This is a genomic window from Agrobacterium sp. MCAB5 (genome assembly GCF_052114365.1).
GTDB classification, from domain to species: Bacteria; Pseudomonadota; Alphaproteobacteria; order Rhizobiales; family Rhizobiaceae; genus Agrobacterium; species Agrobacterium tumefaciens.
Genome location: NZ_JBFREP010000003.1, coordinates 463,935 through 481,987, shown reverse-complemented (window position 1 = coordinate 481,987; position 18,053 = coordinate 463,935). Strand labels below are relative to the sequence as shown.

At 59.9% G+C, this 18,053-nt stretch carries 15 protein-coding genes and 1 other RNA gene; all 16 read right to left on the bottom strand.

The features are described 5' to 3' along the window. Positions 1–25 precede the first annotated feature (25 nt). The 16 genes from murB to AB4Z23_RS09925 all read right to left on the bottom strand — a co-directional run bounded on the left by murB (position 26) and on the right by AB4Z23_RS09925 (position 18,005). A complete protein-coding gene (gene murB / locus AB4Z23_RS10000; protein WP_003513214.1) occupies positions 26–991 on the bottom strand; it encodes a UDP-N-acetylmuramate dehydrogenase in 966 nt (321 codons plus the stop codon). After that, positions 988–2,403 (bottom strand): UDP-N-acetylmuramate--L-alanine ligase, encoded by a 1,416-nt coding sequence (murC, locus tag AB4Z23_RS09995; RefSeq protein ID WP_038491615.1) that lies wholly within the window; start codon positions 2,401–2,403, stop codon positions 988–990. Before murC ends, murB begins: the two co-directional genes overlap by 4 nt. Next, complete coding sequence (gene murG, locus AB4Z23_RS09990) at positions 2,400–3,536, bottom strand: undecaprenyldiphospho-muramoylpentapeptide beta-N-acetylglucosaminyltransferase (RefSeq protein WP_111803818.1); 1,137 nt, start codon at positions 3,534–3,536, stop codon at positions 2,400–2,402. Before murG ends, murC begins: the two co-directional genes overlap by 4 nt. 6 nt (positions 3,537–3,542) lie before the next feature. Further along, positions 3,543–4,697: a putative lipid II flippase FtsW gene (ftsW, locus tag AB4Z23_RS09985; protein WP_003513223.1), complete on the bottom strand. Its 1,155-nt coding sequence runs from the start codon at positions 4,695–4,697 to the stop codon at positions 3,543–3,545. 4 nt (positions 4,698–4,701) lie between these two features. Next, entirely contained in the window at positions 4,702–6,111 is a 1,410-nt protein-coding gene (gene murD / locus AB4Z23_RS09980; protein ID WP_421477169.1) for a UDP-N-acetylmuramoyl-L-alanine--D-glutamate ligase, read from the bottom strand. A gap of 3 nt (positions 6,112–6,114) precedes the next feature. Then, a complete protein-coding gene (mraY, locus tag AB4Z23_RS09975; protein ID WP_003513226.1) occupies positions 6,115–7,215 on the bottom strand; it encodes a phospho-N-acetylmuramoyl-pentapeptide-transferase in 1,101 nt (366 codons plus the stop codon). Between the two features lie 23 nt (positions 7,216–7,238). After that, positions 7,239–8,672 carry a UDP-N-acetylmuramoylalanyl-D-glutamyl-2,6-diaminopimelate--D-alanyl-D-alanine ligase gene (locus AB4Z23_RS09970; protein ID WP_026330779.1) on the bottom strand — a complete coding sequence of 478 codons (1,434 nt, stop codon included), beginning with the start codon at positions 8,670–8,672 and terminating at the stop codon, positions 7,239–7,241. Continuing rightward, the gene (locus AB4Z23_RS09965) at positions 8,669–10,129 is read right to left on the bottom strand and encodes a UDP-N-acetylmuramoyl-L-alanyl-D-glutamate--2,6-diaminopimelate ligase (RefSeq protein WP_421477167.1); all 1,461 of its coding nucleotides are present in this window, start codon (positions 10,127–10,129) and stop codon (positions 8,669–8,671) included. Before AB4Z23_RS09965 ends, AB4Z23_RS09970 begins: the two co-directional genes overlap by 4 nt. A gap of 59 nt (positions 10,130–10,188) precedes the next feature. After that, positions 10,189–11,931 (bottom strand): peptidoglycan D,D-transpeptidase FtsI family protein, encoded by a 1,743-nt coding sequence (locus tag AB4Z23_RS09960; RefSeq protein WP_003513230.1) that lies wholly within the window; start codon positions 11,929–11,931, stop codon positions 10,189–10,191. Further along, positions 11,931–12,491 (bottom strand): cell division protein FtsL, encoded by a 561-nt coding sequence (gene ftsL, locus AB4Z23_RS09955; RefSeq protein WP_003513232.1) that lies wholly within the window; start codon positions 12,489–12,491, stop codon positions 11,931–11,933. The genes AB4Z23_RS09960 and ftsL overlap by 1 nt, the downstream gene beginning before the upstream one ends. Position 12,492: 1 nt before the next feature. Continuing rightward, positions 12,493–13,518, bottom strand: a complete 1,026-nt coding sequence (gene rsmH / locus AB4Z23_RS09950) for a 16S rRNA (cytosine(1402)-N(4))-methyltransferase RsmH (RefSeq protein ID WP_013636514.1) — start codon at positions 13,516–13,518, stop codon at positions 12,493–12,495. Between the two features lie 14 nt (positions 13,519–13,532). Further along, the gene (mraZ, locus tag AB4Z23_RS09945) at positions 13,533–13,973 is read right to left on the bottom strand and encodes a division/cell wall cluster transcriptional repressor MraZ (RefSeq protein ID WP_003513235.1); all 441 of its coding nucleotides are present in this window, start codon (positions 13,971–13,973) and stop codon (positions 13,533–13,535) included. Positions 13,974–14,372: 399 nt separating this feature from the next. Next, positions 14,373–14,778: RNase P RNA component class A (rnpB, locus tag AB4Z23_RS09940), an RNA gene on the bottom strand. Between the two features lie 56 nt (positions 14,779–14,834). Beyond that, positions 14,835–16,025 carry an NAD(P)/FAD-dependent oxidoreductase gene (locus tag AB4Z23_RS09935; protein WP_421477165.1) on the bottom strand — a complete coding sequence of 397 codons (1,191 nt, stop codon included), beginning with the start codon at positions 16,023–16,025 and terminating at the stop codon, positions 14,835–14,837. A 66-nt stretch (positions 16,026–16,091) separates the two neighbouring features. Next, positions 16,092–17,279 (bottom strand): NAD(P)/FAD-dependent oxidoreductase, encoded by a 1,188-nt coding sequence (locus AB4Z23_RS09930; RefSeq protein WP_421477163.1) that lies wholly within the window; start codon positions 17,277–17,279, stop codon positions 16,092–16,094. Positions 17,280–17,465: 186 nt separating this feature from the next. Beyond that, a complete protein-coding gene (locus AB4Z23_RS09925; RefSeq protein ID WP_003513258.1) occupies positions 17,466–18,005 on the bottom strand; it encodes a lytic transglycosylase domain-containing protein in 540 nt (179 codons plus the stop codon). Positions 18,006–18,053: the final 48 nt, after the last annotated feature.

The following is an 18,053-nucleotide window of genomic DNA, read 5'->3' as shown; positions in this document are numbered from 1 at the left end:
TGGCAATCGCGAGGCATCGAAATTTTCAGGCGCCGAGGAAGGGCTCCACTTCACGACCCGGCATGAAAAGCCCAAGCCGTTTGATTTCCCACTCCAGCCGAATGCCCGACTTCTCGAACACGCGCTTGCGAATGGTCTCGCCCAGATATTCCAGATCGTAACCGGTCGCATGGCCGGTATTGATCATGAAATTGCAATGCAGCGATGACATCTGCGCACCGCCGATGACCAGACCGCGACCGCCCGCTTCGTCGATCAGTTCCCAGGCGGAATGACCTTCGGGGTTCTTGAAGGTTGATCCACCGGTCTGTTCACGGATCGGCTGCACGGTTTCGCGGTGGTGACGCACGGCGTCCATATCGGCGCGGATCTTCGCGCGGTCTTCCGGATAACCCTCAAACAGGGCGCCGGTGAAGATCAGACCAGCATCGGCGCCGGAGTGGCGATAGCTGTAATCCATATCCGCATTGGAGAGCACATGCTGGTTGCCCTGACGGTCCACCGCATAAACCTCCACGACACGCTCACGCGTTTCACCGCCGTTGGCGCCCGCATTCATGCGTAGCGCGCCGCCGATGGAGCCGGGAATACCGTAATAGAAATGGAAACCGCCAATGCCATTATCCATGGCCATCGCGGCAATATGCTTGTCCGGGCAGATCGCGCCTGCCTTGATGCGGTTTTCACCCGAAAGCTCCACCGAGCCGAAACCTTTGGCGGAAAGACGGACGACGACACCTGGAATGCCGCCATCGCGCACCAGAAGGTTCGAGCCGACACCGACCACGGTCAACGGCACGTCCTCCGGCAGGATTTTCAGGAATGTAACCAGATCGTCGGTATCGTGCGGCTGGAACATGACTTCCGCAAGACCGCCGGCTCTGAACCACGTCACGCGGTCCATGGGCGCATCCGGTGTCAGACGTCCCCGCAATTCCTTTACCCCGTCGCCGAGCCTCCCCAGCAATTTAACCCCATCGACCTGTCTCATTCAGACTTTCCTGATATGCTCTTCAATTCCGAAGGCAGCGCTGCCGCCCATTGCGTGATATTTCCGGCCCCCAAGAGAACCACGAAATCGCCCGGATTCGCAATGCCTGCAACCACTGACGCGAGATCTTCCCGTTTTTCGAGAAAACGGGCATCGCGATGGCCGGCAGCCTTGATTGCGGAGACCAGCGCTTCCGAGCTTGCGCCCTCGATCGGATCTTCGCCCGCTGCATAGACCGGAGCAAGAATAATCGTATCGGCATCGTTAAAACAATGCGCGAAATCATCGAACAGGCTGGAAAGGCGGCTGTAGCGGTGCGGCTGATGCACGGCGATGATGCGGCCCTTGCAGGCTTCGCGCGCAGCCGCGAGCACAGCCTTGATCTCAACCGGATGGTGGCCGTAATCGTCGAAGACCTGCACGCCATTGGCTTCGCCCGTCAGCGTGAAACGACGCTTGACGCCGGCAAAGGAGGCGAGGCCCTTCTTGATGTCCGCTTCCGAAATACCGAGACGATTGGCGACGGCAATCGCGGCCGTTGCGTTCGAAACATTGTGGCGACCGGGCATCGGCAGGACGAGGTCCGTGAAGGAGAATATCTTGCCGGTGCGGCGCCGGCGAATTTCCACATCGAAGATAGACCGCGTGCCATCGATGCGCACATTCGAAAACCGCACGTCGGCCTGTGGGTTCTCACCATAGGTGATGACCTTACGGTCTTCGATACGCCCAACCAGAGCCTGCACCTCGGGATGGTCGAGACACATGACGCCAAAGCCGTAGAACGGAACATTCTCCACGAATTGCCGGAAAGCAGCGCGCACGGCGTCGAAATTGCCGTAGTGGTCAAGATGTTCCGGGTCGATATTGGTGATCACGGCCACATCGGCCGGAAGCTTCAGGAATGTGCCATCGGATTCATCGGCCTCCACCACCATCCACTCGCCCTCGCCCATGCGGGCGTTGGTGCCATAGGCGTTGATGATACCGCCGTTGATGACGGTCGGGTCGAGATTGCCGGCTTCCAGCAGGGTCGCGACCATCGAAGTTGTGGTGGTCTTGCCGTGCGTGCCACCGATGGCAATGGCGTTGCGGAAACGCATCAACTCGGCCAGCATTTCGGCACGGCGAACGATCGGCAGGTGTTTTTCCCGCGCGGCGATCAGCTCCGGATTGTTCTTCTTGATCGCGGTGGAAACGACCACGACCTCGGCATCACCGAGATTATCCGCCGTGTGGCCGACGAAGACCTCGATGCCCTTGTCGCGCAGGCGCTGCACATTGGCGCTGTCGGCCTGGTCGGAGCCCTGTACGCGATGACCGAGATTGTGAAGCACTTCGGCAATGCCGCTCATGCCGATCCCGCCTATGCCGATGAAATGGACAAGGCCTATGGCTTTCGGCATCTTCATGCCTCAACTCCTTCAATGTTCTTCTTGAATTCCTGTACGGACTTTCCGCTCGCAATCGCCTCGACCAGATCGGCCAGTACATCCGCCGCGTGCGGTTTTCCTGTCGCCTTGGCCGCCGCCGCCGTTGCGGACAACCGATCCGGCTCGGACAGCGCCGAGGACAGAAGGCCGGAGAGCTTCTGCGGCGACAGTTCCGACTGCCTGATAACGCTTGCACCGCCGGCTGCCGAAAGCGCTGCCGCATTGGCCGCCTGATCGTGATCCAGCGCATGCGGATAAGGCACGAGGATCGAGGGTCGGCCGATCACCGAAAGCTCCGATACCGTCGACGCACCCGAACGGCTGATGACCAGATCGGCCTCACCGATGCGGGAGGCCATGTCGCCGAAGAAAGGCGAGACATCCGCCTTCACGCCCAGCTTCTGATACGAGGAGATCACACTGTCCTTGTCTTCGGGGCGCGCCTGCTGGGTCACGACGATGCGCTTGCGCTGTTCGTCCTTCAACAGGCAGATCGCCGCCGGAACCGCGCTGGAAAAGAACTGCGCTCCCTGGCTGCCGCCAAAAACCACGAGCTGGAACGTCTCGCCGGTCTGCGAAGGCGTATAGGGTATCTCTGACGCCGCCAGCACCGCCGGGCGCACGGGATTGCCGGTCGCAACCGTCTTGTCGGAATATTGGCCGTTGGCGGGCGGCAGAAAACCACCGGCAATCGCCTTCACACGGGCCGCCAGCGCCTTGTTGGCTCGACCCATCACCGCATTCTGCTCGTGAATGATCGATGGCACACCAAGCCCGGTCGAGGCAAGCAGCGGCGGCACGGTGGGATAACCGCCAAAGCCGACGACCGCAACCGGCTTCAGCTTCGTGATCAGCCGGCGCGCTGAACGCAGCCCTGTCCACAGCTTCCACAGCGAACGCGCCACGGAAATCGGGTTTTTCGAACCGATGGTGGCGGATGGAACGACGTGAATCTCTTCCGCCGGAAACTTGCCCGCATAACGCTCGGCGCGGCTGTCGGTGACCAGATGCACCTGATAGCCGCGCGCTTTCAGCGTGTGCGCCAAGGCCTCGGCTGGAAAGACATGGCCGCCGGTACCCCCGGCGGCGAGCAGAACAATACCCTTGCTCATGATCATTTACTCCGCAGGAACGCCGGAACCGACGCGGAAGAAGCTGCGCTCCTGCGCCCTCTTTTCCGGCCTGTGGCGTGTCAGCGCCAGAAGGAAGCCTGCCGTGACGCAGATCGCCATCATCGACGAACCACCATAGGAAATCAGTGGCAGCGTCATGCCCTTGGCGGGCATCAGCTCCAGATTAACGCCGATATTGATCATCGACTGCATGCCGATCTGCAGGACCAGACCGGCCACGGCAAAGCGGCAGAAATCGTCTTTTTCCCTGAAGGCGTGCGAGAGGCCGCGCAACACGATGAAGGCGAAGATCGCCACAAGGAACATGCAGAAAACAATGCCGAATTCTTCCGCCGCCACCGAGAAGATGAAGTCGGTATGGCTGTCGGGAATGATACGCTTGACGATGCCCTCACCCGGGCCGCGACCGAACCAGTCGCCACGAATGATCGCCTCGCGCGCCGTATCCACCTGGAAGGTATCACCCTCACCGGTCCAGAAACGGTCGATACGGCCGGCGACGTGCGGCAGGAGCAGATAGGCGGAGACGATGCCGAGAACGCCGAGGCCGCCGAGCACGATGATCCAGAACCACGGAACACCGGCCATGAAGAACATGCCGCCCCACACCACCGATGTCAGGATGGTCTGGCCAAAGTCGGGCTGGGCAATCAGAAGTGCCGCCACGATACCGAAGGTGATGATAGCAAAGAGGTTACCGGGAATTTCGGGGTGGCGCGCACGTTCGGCAAACAGCCAGGCGCAGACAATGACGAAGGCGGGTTTCATGAATTCCGATGGCTGGATCGAGAAGCTGCCGATGGAAATCCAGCGCCGTGCACCCTTGACCTCGATACCGAAGAACAGCGCGAAAATCATCATCAGCAGCGACGCGATCAGCATCATCACTGCCACGCGCCGGACCTGACGCGGCGACAGGAAGGAAAGACCGATCATGATCGCCAGCGAAGGCACCATGAACATCGCCTGACGTTCCACGAAGAAGAAGCTGTTGAGACCGATGCGTTCGGCAACCGCCGGCGATGCCGCAAATGACAGCATCAAGCCGATGCCCATCAGCGCGATGAACGCCGCCAGAAAGAAACGGTCGATGGTCCAGAACCATTCCGCGACCGGACCGCGATCAACTCGGCTTACCATGGCCTCAGCCCCCTTTTCCAGAGTGAACGAGCATCGTCACGCCATCGAGCGCCGCAACCTGCGCGACGAACGAATCACCTCTGATTTCAAAGTTCTTATATTGGTCGAAGCTTGCGCAAGCCGGGGATAACATCACAATACTGCCGGCCGTCGCATCTTTTTCCGCATCCGCCGCCGCATGCTGCACCGCCTTGTCCAGCGTGCCAGATATTTCATAAGGCACGGCTTCGCCGAGCGTCGCTGCAAATTCCGCCGCCGCCTCGCCGATCAGATAAGCCTTGGCGATGCGCGGAAACAGGGGCGCAAGGCTGGCAATGCCGCCGGCCTTTGGCAGACCGCCCGCGATCCAATAGATGCGCTCATAGCTCGACAAGGCCGGTGCTGCGGCATCGGCATTGGTTGCCTTGCTGTCATTGACGAAAGTGACATTGCCGCGCCGACCGACCGGCTGCATGCGATGTTTTAGGCCGGGGAAGGACTTGAGACCTGCGCGAACGTCCTCTTCGGAAACGCCGACGGCAAGGCATGCGGCAATTGCAGCCGCTGCATTCTGGGTATTGTGGCTGCCGCGAAGCGTCTGGATGCCGTCGAGATCGACCAGCAGCGAGGACTTGCCCCCATGCGCCCGCAGGATGCGGCTGCCTTCGGCATAAAGACCTTCGGAAACGACATTGCGCTTGGAGATGCGCTCCACCTTCACGCCGGCACGCTCGATGCGGTCGGCGATCAGCGTGGAATAGCTGTCATCAACGCCGACAATTGCCGTGCCACTGCCCGCCACAAGCCGTTCCTTGACATCGGCATAATGCTGCATGGTGCCGTGCCGGTCGAGATGGTCGGGCGTCAGATTGAGCAGAATGCCGGCCGTCGGATTGATCGTCGGCGCCAGATCGATCTGGTAGGACGAGCATTCAACGACATAGAAACGTTGCGCTTTCGGCGGATCGAGGCTCAGCACCGCAGTGCCGATATTGCCGCCGAGTTGTGTATCGCGGCCCGAAGCCTTGAGGATATGGGCAATCAGTGCGGTCGTCGTGGATTTGCCGTTCGTGCCGGTGATGGCGATGAAGGGGCAATCCGGCGCATGCGCTCGGCGCTCGCGAATGAAAAGCTCGATATCGCCGATAATCTCGACACCCGCCGCCCGGGCAAGATCGACCGACCAGTGCGGCTTCGGATGCGTTAGCGGCACGCCGGGTGCGAGCACGAAAGACGAAAAGGAATGCCAGTCTATCGTTCGAAGATCAGCCGTCGTTATCCCTTCGGCCTCAGCCTTGGCGACGCTGTCGGGATTATCGTCGAAAGCAACAACATCCGCCCCGCCGGCAACCAGCGCCCGGGCCGTGACGAGGCCCGAACCGCCAAGCCCGAAAAGCGCGACCTTCTTACCTCTGAACGACGAGACCGGGATCATCGCTCACCTCAGCTTCAGCGTAGCAAGGCCGAGCAGCGCCAGACCGACGGAAATGATCCAGAAACGGATGACCACCTGGCTTTCCGTCCAGCCTTTTTTCTCGAAATGATGGTGGATGGGCGCCATCAGGAAAACGCGCCTGCCGGTGCGCTTGAACCAGAAAACCTGGATGATGACCGAGAGCGTTTCCATCACGAACAGGCCGCCGACGATGACCATGACGATCTCGTGCTTGGTGGCGACAGCGATGGAGCCGATGAGGCCGCCGAGCGCCAGCGAACCCGTATCACCCATGAAGATGGCGGCGGGCGGCGCGTTGAACCACAGGAAGCCGAGACCAGCCCCGACCACCGCGCCGACGATGACAGCGAGCTCACCCGTTCCGGGCACGAAGTTGATCTGCAGATAATTGGCGAAAACCGCGTTACCGGCGAGATAAGCAATCACGCCGAAGGTGGCGGCTGCAATCATGACAGGCACGATGGCGAGACCATCGAGACCGTCGGTCAGGTTAACCGCATTGCCGGCGCCGACAATCACGAAAGCACCGAACAGCACGAAGAAATAGCCGAGATTGATCACGAGTTCCTTGAAGAACGGAAAGGCGATGGAGCTTCCGAGCGTGCCGCCATGCGGTGCGGAAGCAAGCGCCACCTTCATCATGAAGAACACGGCAATCGCGGCAATCAGGAATTCGATGCCGAGACGGGCTTTGCCGGAAAAGCCCTTGTCGCTCTGCTTCGTCACCTTGAGATAGTCGTCGTAAAAGCCGATAGCTCCGAAGCCGAGCGTCACCATCAGAACGGCGACGACGTAGACGTTCGACAGGTCACCCCAGAGCAGCGAACCGCCGAGAATACCGGCAAGGATCATCAGCCCGCCCATGGTCGGCGTGCCAGCCTTCTTGAAATGCGTCTGCGGCCCGTCGGCACGGATCGGCTGGCCCTTGCCCTGGCGCACGCGCAGCGAATTGATGATCGCCGGTCCGAAAAGGAAGACGATCAACGCAGAGGTGAACATCGCCGCACCCGCCCGGAAGGTGATGTACCGGAAGAGGTTGAAGACTTGAATTTTATCCGACAGTTCGACGAGCCAGATCAGCATAATTGCCCTTTCAAAAGGCTATTTCAGACTTGGCGTTCCGTCTCGGGGAATGCCGGATACTTGTCAAGCAGTGCCGCGACAATCTTGCCGAAACCCAGCCCAAGTGACGATTTTACCATCAGCGCATCGCCCGGTTGCACCCATTGCAGGGCAAAATCGGCAAGTTCAGCTGTCGTCGGGAACCAGATGACAGTTACACTGTCCGGAAGCGCATCGCGAAGGGCGGCCATCGCCTCCCCAGCCAGCCAGACATGTTCGATACCACCGGCTAGCAGCGGTCCGGCCAGTTCCTCGTGTAGCTGGGCTGAGAATTCACCCATCTCCAGCATGTCGCCGAGAACGGCAACGCGACGGCCATAACCCTGCGTTTCTGTTTCCGCAAGCACGGCAATCGCCGCCCGCATGGAGGCGGGGTTGGCGTTGTAGCTCTCATCGATCAGCAGGAAGGAGCCGCTTTCAATCGTCAAGCGATGGCGCTGTCCGCGCCCCTTGACTGCCTCGAGCGTTCCGAGCACTTCGAAAGCGCGGTCGAGATTGGCGCCGGTAACGGCTACAGCGCCAAGCACCGCCATGGCGTTATCGGCAATATGCCTGCCGGGAATATTCAGGTGCAATTCGCTCGTTTCGCCGTTCAGGATCGCCCAGATGGTCGAGCCCGTGGACGTGCTTTCGAAATCGGCCAGCCGGAAATCGGCCTTGGCATGCTGCCCAAAGGTCAGGATATGCTCGATACCCTGGTCCTGCGCCGCTTCTTCAAGTTGCTCGAACTGGGCGTTGTCACGGTTGAGGATGACGAAGCCGCCCTCCTCCAACCCTTCGAATATCTCCGCCTTGGCGCTCGCGATCTCTTCTATGTTCTTGAAATTGCCCAAATGAGCTGGCGCGATGGTGGTAATGATCGCGACATGCGGACGTACCATCTTGACCAGCGGACGGATTTCGCCGGAGTGGTTCATACCGATTTCGAAAACGCCGAATTCAGTATCGGCGGGCATGCGCGCCAACGTCAGCGGCACACCCCAGTGATTGTTGAAGGACGCCACCGCCGCATGAACCCGGCCCGAAGGCGCCAGAGCCTGCCGCAACATTTCCTTCGTCGTCGTCTTGCCTACAGAACCGGTCACCGCGATGATCCGCGCCGTGGTCCTTTCACGCGCCGCAATGGCGAGCTTGCCAAGCGCCGCGAGGACATCCTCCACAACAATCATGGGCACGGTCAGGCGGCCGAGGGCCGGCAGCTTGCCTTCGGCGACTACCAGCAGGCCCGCACCATTGGCGACAGCAAAACTGGTATAGTCATGGCCGTCGACCCTATCGCCCTTGATGGCGAAAAATGCTTCACCAGCCTTCACAGTCCGGCTGTCGATGGAAATGCCGGTGATACCGGTCGGCAGGTTCCCGACGGGACGCCCTGCCGTGATGGCGATCATGTCGGCGACTGTCCATAACCAATTCAAATCTTCAATCCTTCCAGCGCGGTACGCACCTGTTCATGATCGGAAAACGGCAGCGTCACGGAACCGACGATCTGCCCCTCTTCATGCCCCTTGCCCGCGACGATCAGCGTATCGCCGTTCGAAAGCAGCGACACCGCATGACGGATCGCCTCTGCCCTGTCGCCAATTTCCAACGCACCCGGCGCAGCCGCCATGACTTCGGAACGGATCGTTGCAGCGTCTTCCGAGCGCGGATTGTCGTCGGTAACGATGACGATGTCGGAAAGACGTGTCGCCACTTCGCCCATGATCGGGCGCTTGCCCTTGTCACGGTCGCCGCCGCAGCCGAAGACGGTGATGATGCGGCCGGAGGTGAAGGGCCTGACCGAGGTCAGAACATTTTCAAGCGCATCCGGCTTGTGGGCATAATCCACATAGGCAAGCGCGCCGTTCTTCGTCTGGCCCACAAGTTCCAGGCGACCGGCAGCACCGATCAGCTTTTGAAGCGCCTTCATGGCCGTTGCGGCGGAAACGCCGGTGGACATGGCAAGACCGGCGGCGACGAGAGCATTGGCTACCTGAAAATCGCCGGCCAGCGGAATGTCGACTTCGTGGATCACGCCGTCATGGTGCACTTCGATCAGCTGCTTGTGACGGAAATGCTCTACACGCTTCAGCGTCAGATAATCGCCCTTCCGGCCAACGGTGCGCACATTGAGGCCTGCATCCGCGGCGGCGCGAATGGCCTTATCCGACCAAGGGTCGTCGGCAAAAATGACGGCTGGCGCGCCCTTTTCCATCAGCGTGTCAAACAGCCGCATCTTCGCGGCCATATAGTCCTCGATTGTCGGGTGATAATCCATGTGATCACGGCCGAGATTGGTGAAACCGGCCGCAGCGAGCTTCACGCCATCAAGGCGACGCTGGTCGAGGCCGTGGCTCGAAGCTTCCATGGCTGCATGGGTCACACCTTCGGCAGCAAGCTCGGCGAGAAGCGCATGCAGCGTCACCGGATCCGGTGTGGTAAGCGCGCCATAATCTTCGCGGCCGGGAGCGATGACACCCGTCGTGCCGATCTGGGCGGCGGCATGGCCAGCGAAAGCCCAGATTTGCCGCACGAAGGAGGCAACGGAGGTCTTTCCCGCGGTGCCGGTAACGGCGACCATGGTTTCCGGCTGTTTTCCATAAAAACGGGAAGCGGCGAGCGAAAGGTAGAGGCGCGGGTCAGTGACAGCGAGGACCGGCACATCGGCATCCACCGCATGCCCGGAAACGACGGCGACCGCACCCTTGGCGACCGCGTCCTTCACATAGGCCGCGCCATCCGCCTTGGTTCCCGCAACCGCCACGAACAAGCTGCCGGGCGCAGCCTTGCGGCTGTCTGCGGTAATTCCCCCGATTTCGATTGCCCCTATCTCAGACAGGAGCAATTCATTCAATTCCGGAAACGCCGTCCCGGATATATCTCGCAAATTCATCGACTGTGTCCGTCTTGTCCCCCCGGCGCGATTCGCCGGAACACCATAAGCTCTAACAATCAATAAGACACGAGCAAGGCCGAGCCATCCTTGCCGAACTTCGGCTTCACGCCCAGCACTGCCGCTGTGCGGCTGATGATATCGTGCACCATCGGCGCAGCCGAGGTGCCTGCAAGTGCCGCGCCATTGCCCTTGTCCGTCTTCGGTTCGTCGATGAAGGAGAGCACCACATATTGCGGGTCGTCCATCGGGAAGGCCGAAAGGAAGGCATTGAAGTTCTTGTCATGCACATAACGGCCATTGACGACCTTGTCAGCCGTACCGGTCTTGCCGCCGACATTGAAACCGTCGACGCGCGCATTACGGCCAGAACCGTTGACACCGTTCCATTCGAACAGGAAGCGCATATCCTTGCTGGCGCCGGGCTTCAGCACCTGTTTTGCCACCTGATCCGCCTGTTCGCGCGTGCGTGGCAGGAATGTCGGCTCGATCAACTTCCCACCATTGACGAGCGCGGCACCGGCAACTGCTGTCTGCAACGGCGTTGTTGAAACGCCGTGGCCGAATGAAATGGTGATCGAGTTGATCTTCTTCCATTCGCGGGGCTGCGAAGGCAGCGCCACTTCAGGCAGTTCGGTCTGCATGCGCGTTAGAAGGCCAAGCCGCGTCAGGAATTCCTTGTGTCCTTCGGTACCCACGGTGTCAGCGATTTTTGCCGTACCGATGTTCGACGAATACTGGAAAATTTCCGGCACCGAGAGCATGCGGCCCTTGCCGTGGAAGTCCTTGATAGTGAAGCCACCGATGCGGATCGGATAACGCGCGTCGAACATATCGCCCAGGCGGACGCGACCCGAATCGAGACCCATGGCAATGGTGAAGGATTTAAAGGTGGAGCCCATTTCGAACGTGCCGTTCGACATGCGGTTGAGCCATCCCTCCTTGGCACCTTCTGCCGGGTTGTTCGGATCATAATCCGGCACGGAGGCCATAGCGAGCACTTCGCCGGTATGCACATCCAGAACCACAGCCCCCGCGCCGATCGCCTGGAACTTGGTAATGGCCGAGGTCACGACTTCACGCACGATGGACTGGACGCGTAGATCGATGGAAAGCTTCACCGGCTCCAGCGGCTGATCGCTGGTCATGCCGAGCGCCGTCAGATCGGCCAGTCCCTGGCTGTCGACGTAACGTTCCATTCCGGCAACACCGCGATTGTCGATATTGACGTGACCGACAACATGGGCAGCTGTTGGCCCGCCAGGGTAGAAGCGGCGCTTTTCCGGGCGGAAACCGACACCGGGAATGCCGAGCGCCAGGATCTGGCTCTGCTGCTTCGGCGTCAACTGACGGCGCAGCCACTGAAAGCGCGAATTGGAGGAAAGCTTCTGATAGGTGCCGCGCTGGTCGAGATCTGGCAATACAGTGCGCAGCTTCTCGATGGCTTCGTCGATATCGACGATGCGATGCGGCTCTGCAAACAGCGAGACAGTGCGGATATCGGTCGCCAGAACCTCGCCGTTACGATCAAGAAGATCGGGACGCGACGCCATCAGCCGGTCGGCAGGGGCAATGCTCGAAACCGTTTCCTGCTCGGCAAGGCCATATTGCACCAGACGGCCGCCCACGACGCCGTAAAAGGCGATGAAGCCGAAAATGATGAGACCGACGCGGCTTTTCGCCTGGGCCGCCCTCTTCTTGCGAGCGCCCTCGAAAGCAGCATGGTCAGTGTGAATGCCGGTGGTGCTGGCGGAAAAGTGAGCCTTGCTCTTCAGAACCATGACGCGGGAGAGAAAAGACATCAGCGGTCCACCGATCCAGTTATGGTTTCATCCATTTCGCCATCTTCATCGCCTGCGACAGCGGCGACGGCAGGAGCCGGAGCCGCCGTGGGGCGGGAAACACGCGCCCGCGGTGTTGGAACAGGAGCGCCATTGGCGGCAATCTGGCCGGCGGGCGGTGATTTCTTCTTGGCAGCTCCGCCAAGCGTAGCGCCCGGCTTGGAGCCGTTGACGGCGGCGGCGATGACATCCGCAACGCTCATGCCTTCCGGCTCGGGCGGCTGCGGCAATTGCGAGCGCAGCATCGGCAATTCCCGCGGCTGCGCCAATTGTGTCGGCAGCGTCGGCGAAAGGCCAAGCTCGTCCTGATAGGCATTCACGAGACGATGAAGGCGGTTCGGCTGCGTCAGCAGTGCCCAGTCGGCCCGCAAAAGATCGATCGTGTCTTTTTCGAGCTTGATTTCGGTCTCGAGCTTGCGGACCTGTTCCAGCTTGAGATCGGTCTTGTGCTTGATCGAATAGGTCACCACCGCCGCAGCGACCATGACACCCATCAACACGACATCGAATGTGCGCAGCATATCAGCCTCCCATCTTTTCAAGGCTGGCGAGATCGGGAAGTTCGAAAATTGAAAAATCTGCCGCCCGGGCAGGTGCCGCCGTGCGCAGGCCGGCGCGCAGCTTGGCCGAACGGGCCCGCGGATTGATCTCTGCCTCCTCGTCGCTTGCAGCGACCATCGGCTTGCCGATATTTTCGAAAATGGCGGGCTTGTCCTCCACCATCGGCAGATGGCGGGAACCCGCCGCCTTTCCGGAACGTTCGGAGAAGAATTTCTTGACGATGCGGTCTTCGAGCGAATGGAACGTGACAACAACCAGCCGGCCGCCGGGCTTCAAGGCCCGCTCGGCAGCAAACAGGGCCTGCGCCAATTCTCCGAGTTCGTCATTGACGAAAACGCGCAGCGCCTGAAACACCCGTGTTGCGGGATGGATCTTGTCTTTAGCCTTGCGCGGCGTAACGATTTCAATGAGGCCCGCCAGATCACGCGTGGTGCGGAAGGGTTCTTCCGCCCTCCTCTTTTCAATGGCGCGGGCGATGCGGCCCGGCTGCTTTTCCTCGCCGAGAAAACCGAAGATGCGGATGAGATCGCCGACCTTGGCGCGATTGACGACATCCGCCGCCGAAACGCCGGAGCTGGACATGCGCATGTCGAGAGGACCGTTCTTCTGGAAGGAAAAACCGCGCTCGGCCTCGTCTATCTGCATGGAGGAAACGCCGATATCGAGAACCACGCCGTCAAGACCGCCTTCCGGCGCGTGCCTTGCCAGATCGGAAAATTGCGATTGAATGAGGGTAAGCCTGCCGCCATTTGCAGCAACCATGGCCTGGCCGCCGGCGATCGCGTTCGGATCGCGGTCAAGCGCGATGACATTGGCACCTTGATCGAGAATTGCCTGGGTGTAGCCACCGGCGCCGAAAGTGCCGTCGAGGATGACCTTGCCGGATGCGGGTTCGAGCGCAGCGATCACTTCGCGAAGCAGGACCGGGATGTGACGCTGAGGTCCCTCACCGGCATCAGAAGATCGCCCGCCAGAATTCGCCGCCATTCCGTGTCCCCGTCCTATGCGGGGCGTGCAGCCGAAAAACCGCGCCCCGCTCTTGCTGCCGCCTGCGCCGCCAAAAACGCCTGCGGTTGCCAAAGCTGAAAATGATCCGCTCGTCCAACGAAGGTGACATCCGTGGATATGCCGGTAAATTCCCGGACGAAATCCGTCACCATCAACCGACCTTCCTGATCGAGCTTCATGAAAACGCCGCCGCCGTGTACCAGCAGCGACATTGCGTTCGCCTCCGGCGAGAAGGCATCCATAGACGCGATCTGCCGCTCGTAGCGCTCCAGCAAATCCGGACCGCCGACACTGATTGCCGGAAACGCGAAATCCTGAAGACAATAAAGCTCCTGAATCCCACGCTGTGCCAGCACCGAACGAAACGGAGACGGAACCGAAACGCGCCCCTTGGCGTCGATCCTGTTCGTTACGTTCGATAAAAAGCGGTCCATTACTCAACTCGCCAAAACCGCATTCCGCAAAGCGAATCATCCGCCCCACAGACAACACCGGTACGCACGACACATCGCCAAGCGTCAGGGCGACATGCCCTGCAGCAGCCCGTTGCAGGCTCCTCACTCGTTTCAGCGATTGCGGGTCAAAAACACGACCCAGTGTGGTGTGCATTTGGGATACCATGGGACACTATGGGCGTCAATGGGAGAAGCCGGCACGATACCGACTCCGCATCGGAAATTCATAAGCCGTTAAGTTTAACGAATGGTTTACTTCGCACCCCATGATGCTTTTTCACGGCACACGAAGGCACGGTAAAACCACCGTTTTTCTTTTTTAAAACAATGAAATGGATATTTCCTGCCGCGGCGCTCGCCTGCGGAATGGAAAAGAAATTCGCCAGTTGGCCTGTAAGCCGGGTTCTGTATGGCCCCGGTTTGACCCGGAACGTGGCAGCCATTCATCTGGGACTGCATTTGCATGCCGCCTCTCGCAACCCACCCGGATGACGGGCCCGGAAACCGGCTGTAGACGAAGGCTTTCGCCCGCGCCCCGTGTCATCCCTATTCGGTCTTGCTCCCGGTGGGGTTTACCTTGCCACCACTGTCACCAGCGGCGCGGTGGGCTCTTACCCCACCCTTTCACCCTTACCATGCCAGGCATGGCGGTTTGCTCTCTGTGGCACTTTCCCTGGGGTCGCCCCCGCCGGACGTTATCCGGCACCGTATTTCCGTGGAGCCCGGACTTTCCTCACCTTACCGTCTTTCGACATTGGTAAAGCGCGGCTGCCCAGCCAACTGGCATGGCGTCAATACCCATGTTCTTTGGCGAAAGCCACCGAAAAGCGTAACGGAAGATCAAAGAAATGCAGGCTTGAAATCCGTTGCATAGGCATCGTTGCCAATTTTTCCATCCCGCAGCAACAGGGCGCCTAACCGCCCGATCTCGTCGGAACTCTTGGCCGCCGTACCGTTGCCGCCAGTCAGAACCGCAATGCGCGGTGACGTCGTAAAGCCGATGGCCGGATAACCGCCCGGCGTTTTGGACACCACGCAGGCGGCCGTGGAAATGCGCGACCGGTCGATGGATGGCACCAAGGTCCCGACGATGGCGGAGAGATGGTCGCGAACGCTTTCGCGCCCGCCGGAACGGAACCATGCGCGAATTTCGGGATCGCTATCGAGCTTCTTATCATCGGGATCGCCGCCGATTTTCAGATAGAACCTGCCATCGGGATAACGGACGGGCGGCAGGAGATAGATATGTTTCGTCGTGTCGCGCGGCTCGTAAATCAACGACGGCATGCCCGCATATTGTCCCAGCTCCGCCTCCTCTACCTCGAAGAAGGCGACGGTGCGCGCATAGACATTGAGAGCGACGGGCTGCGGCAACAAATCCTTCGTGATCGAGAAGCCACCCGCAGCGACCAGCACCCGGTCTGCCGTATAAACCGCGCCCGAGGCCGTCTCGACGCGTGCACGGCCAACCTCTTCCCGCGTCGAGACGACTATATCGTCGATGAGCGTAACGCCGGCTTTGTCTGCCAGAACGCTCTGCGCCTTCACCAGCGCGCGCGGATTGACGTAACCGGCGTTGTCCTTTTCGAACACGCCCTCGCAGCCCGGCTCGAAGGAGAAATAGGGAAAGGCGCTTTTCAGACCTGCGTCGTCAAGCATTTCCGTGGAAACCCGCAGACGCGCCGCTGCCTCACAGACGTTGTCGACAAAGGGATTGTCGCAACCGCGTTCAGGCCCAACCATCAGACAGCCGACGGGAGCGTAAAATTCCACGCCGCTCCTTGCCGCGATGTCGGTGTAGCGCGCGATCGAGCGGTTGGCGAGTAGCGCCCAGTCCGCATCACCATCAATGGTGCGGGTAATGCGCGCCTCATCATAATGGCTGGCGAAAACACCCGGATGTGACTTGATGTCGGCAGGTTCACCGGGGCCGATCAGGGCCACACCTTCGGTGTTTTCCGCCAGATGGCGGGCGGCGGCAGCACCCATCATGCCACGACCGACAACGATATATTTGAAATGTCCCGACATGCCGCCCTCTTCGCCTCAATCCGCTCTAATACAGCCGCGATTTTGTAGCCGCTTCGCTGCTGAATGTCAGATAAAAACGGGCGACATTTCGGCGGCAAAATCACTCTCGGTCAGCTGGCCATGCAGAAGCAGCACCGCGCCTAGCCGCCCGATTTCGTCGGAAGACTTGGCGGAAACGAAATTGCCACCGGTCAGAACCGCAATATTGGAAGATTGCGTATAGCCGATATATGGATAACCGCTACGGGTAATGGATGCGACGCAGGAACCAGAGGTCACGGGGCAGCCCGCAAGTTCCGGCATGAGCGATAGCGCCCGCTTCGTCAGGAATTCCACTTCGCCCGGCGTGCCGTCGGACTGGAACCAGCCGACTGCTTCGGCCAGCGTTTCCAGCCTGCCCTTTTCGCTCTCACCGCCGATCTTCAGATAGACCTTGCCGTCGGGGTAACGCACAGGCGGCAGAATATAGACGATATCGTCCTCGGTCTCCGCCAGCACGATGGTCGAGGGCATAGAGCCGAAGAGGGCCTGCCTTGCTTCGTCGAGTTCGAAAAACACGATGGTGCGGCCCGTTGCCGCCATATCGACCGGGGAAGGTAGAAGATCAGCCATGTTGGTGAAACCGCCAGCGGCCACTATGACCTTTTCGGCCGTGTGTACGGCCCCTTCCCTGGTGGAAACTTTCACACCTTGGGAGGTATCGTGAACATGCACCGCCGTCTCGCGGATCAGTCGCGCGCCCTGCGCAGCAGCAATCGTGCATTGCGCCCTCACAAGCGCACGTGGATTGACGTGGCCGGCATTGTGCGCCTCGAAGTAACCGTCGTGATCCGACGGCAGGGAAAACATCGGGAACCGGGGAGCCAGCGCATCGCTTCCGATCGTTTCCACGCCAAGACCGAGACGGTCGGTCGAGACCAAGGCTCGCGAAACGTAGTCTCCGGCAAGCCCCTTGCCGTTTCCGGTAAACAGACAGCCCGCTTCGATGAAGAAACGGATGCCGCTTTTTGCTTCGATCTCGGCATAGCGCCGGATGGAGCGTTGCGCCAGCTCCGCCCAGACGGGATCGCCATCGAAACCACGGGTGATGCGCGCCTCGTCATAGTGACTTGAAAACACACCGTTATGGGTCTTGCGATCGGCGGGTTCATCCGGCCCGATCAGCGCCACGCCATCCGTTTGCGCCGAAAGGTGCCTCGCTGCCGCCGCACCCATCATTCCGGCACCGACAACGATATATTTGAAATCCGGCATGTCATGCTCCGCATCAGGTTTGCTCCTGACTACAGCATGAACGCAAAAACCGGAATCGATTTTCGTGACGTCCGAAACATGCCGCGCAAGAGCGTGCAGCGGTTTTGCAATAACGAGATGTGATAAAACAAGAACTTAAAGCTTATCGCCAATCTGAGACATCACGACACGCTTGAGCAAAGGATCTCAGCTGGCCAGAAGCGCCTGGACCTTGCCGCAATAACGCTTGGACACCGGGTTCATGCGGGTGGCGCCGTGGCCGGCATTGTAACGCAGGATCGTGCTGCAAACCTCACCGCCGCCAAGCTGGTGTGCGGTTGCCAGATATTGCATGCCCCAGCGAATATTGGTCTCGGGGTCGAAGAGGGCTTTGGTCGTGCCGCGAAAGCCCATCATGCGCGCCGTTGCCGGCTTGATCTGCATCAGCCCGACCTCGCCTGCGCTGCCGCGAGCCCTAGGGTTGAACTTGCTTTCTACAGAAACGACGGCATGGGCCAGATTGGTGGGGACGCCGTAACGCTTGGCATATTTGACGATCAGATCGGAATAGTCGTTCTTGAGCGACGAAGGCAGGCTCTTTTCGGGAACGGGATAACCGGGCGTACGGAAGAAGGTCCCCAGCGTCACGGTTTTGGTCTTGACGTCCTCGTCTTTGGCAAAAGCAATCCCCGCCTGCGAAACGAGCATAGCAACGCCCGCTGCGACAGCAACAAAAACTCTGTTCATCTGTTGAAATAGTCTCCAGATCGGATAACCGGAACAATGAAACGATAA

Excerpts from the sequence above, each read along its gene's own strand:
- murB (WP_003513214.1), bottom strand. The coding sequence starts at position 991 with ATGAGACAGGTCGATGGGGTTAAATTGCTGGGGAGGCTCGGCGACGGG.
- murC (WP_038491615.1), bottom strand. The coding sequence starts at position 2,403 with ATGAAGATGCCGAAAGCCATAGGCCTTGTCCATTTCATCGGCATAGGC.
- murG (WP_111803818.1), bottom strand. The coding sequence starts at position 3,536 with ATGAGCAAGGGTATTGTTCTGCTCGCCGCCGGGGGTACCGGCGGCCAT.
- ftsW (WP_003513223.1), bottom strand. The coding sequence starts at position 4,697 with ATGGTAAGCCGAGTTGATCGCGGTCCGGTCGCGGAATGGTTCTGGACC.
- murD (WP_421477169.1), bottom strand. The coding sequence starts at position 6,111 with ATGATCCCGGTCTCGTCGTTCAGAGGTAAGAAGGTCGCGCTTTTCGGG.
- mraY (WP_003513226.1), bottom strand. The coding sequence starts at position 7,215 with ATGCTGATCTGGCTCGTCGAACTGTCGGATAAAATTCAAGTCTTCAAC.
- AB4Z23_RS09965 (WP_421477167.1), bottom strand. The coding sequence starts at position 10,129 with ATGAATTTGCGAGATATATCCGGGACGGCGTTTCCGGAATTGAATGAA.
- AB4Z23_RS09960 (WP_003513230.1), bottom strand. The coding sequence starts at position 11,931 with ATGTCTTTTCTCTCCCGCGTCATGGTTCTGAAGAGCAAGGCTCACTTT.
- ftsL (WP_003513232.1), bottom strand. The coding sequence starts at position 12,491 with ATGCTGCGCACATTCGATGTCGTGTTGATGGGTGTCATGGTCGCTGCG.
- rsmH (WP_013636514.1), bottom strand. The coding sequence starts at position 13,518 with ATGGCGGCGAATTCTGGCGGGCGATCTTCTGATGCCGGTGAGGGACCT.
- mraZ (WP_003513235.1), bottom strand. The coding sequence starts at position 13,973 with ATGGACCGCTTTTTATCGAACGTAACGAACAGGATCGACGCCAAGGGG.
- AB4Z23_RS09935 (WP_421477165.1), bottom strand. The coding sequence starts at position 16,025 with ATGTCGGGACATTTCAAATATATCGTTGTCGGTCGTGGCATGATGGGT.
- AB4Z23_RS09930 (WP_421477163.1), bottom strand. The coding sequence starts at position 17,279 with ATGCCGGATTTCAAATATATCGTTGTCGGTGCCGGAATGATGGGTGCG.
- AB4Z23_RS09925 (WP_003513258.1), bottom strand. The coding sequence starts at position 18,005 with ATGAACAGAGTTTTTGTTGCTGTCGCAGCGGGCGTTGCTATGCTCGTT.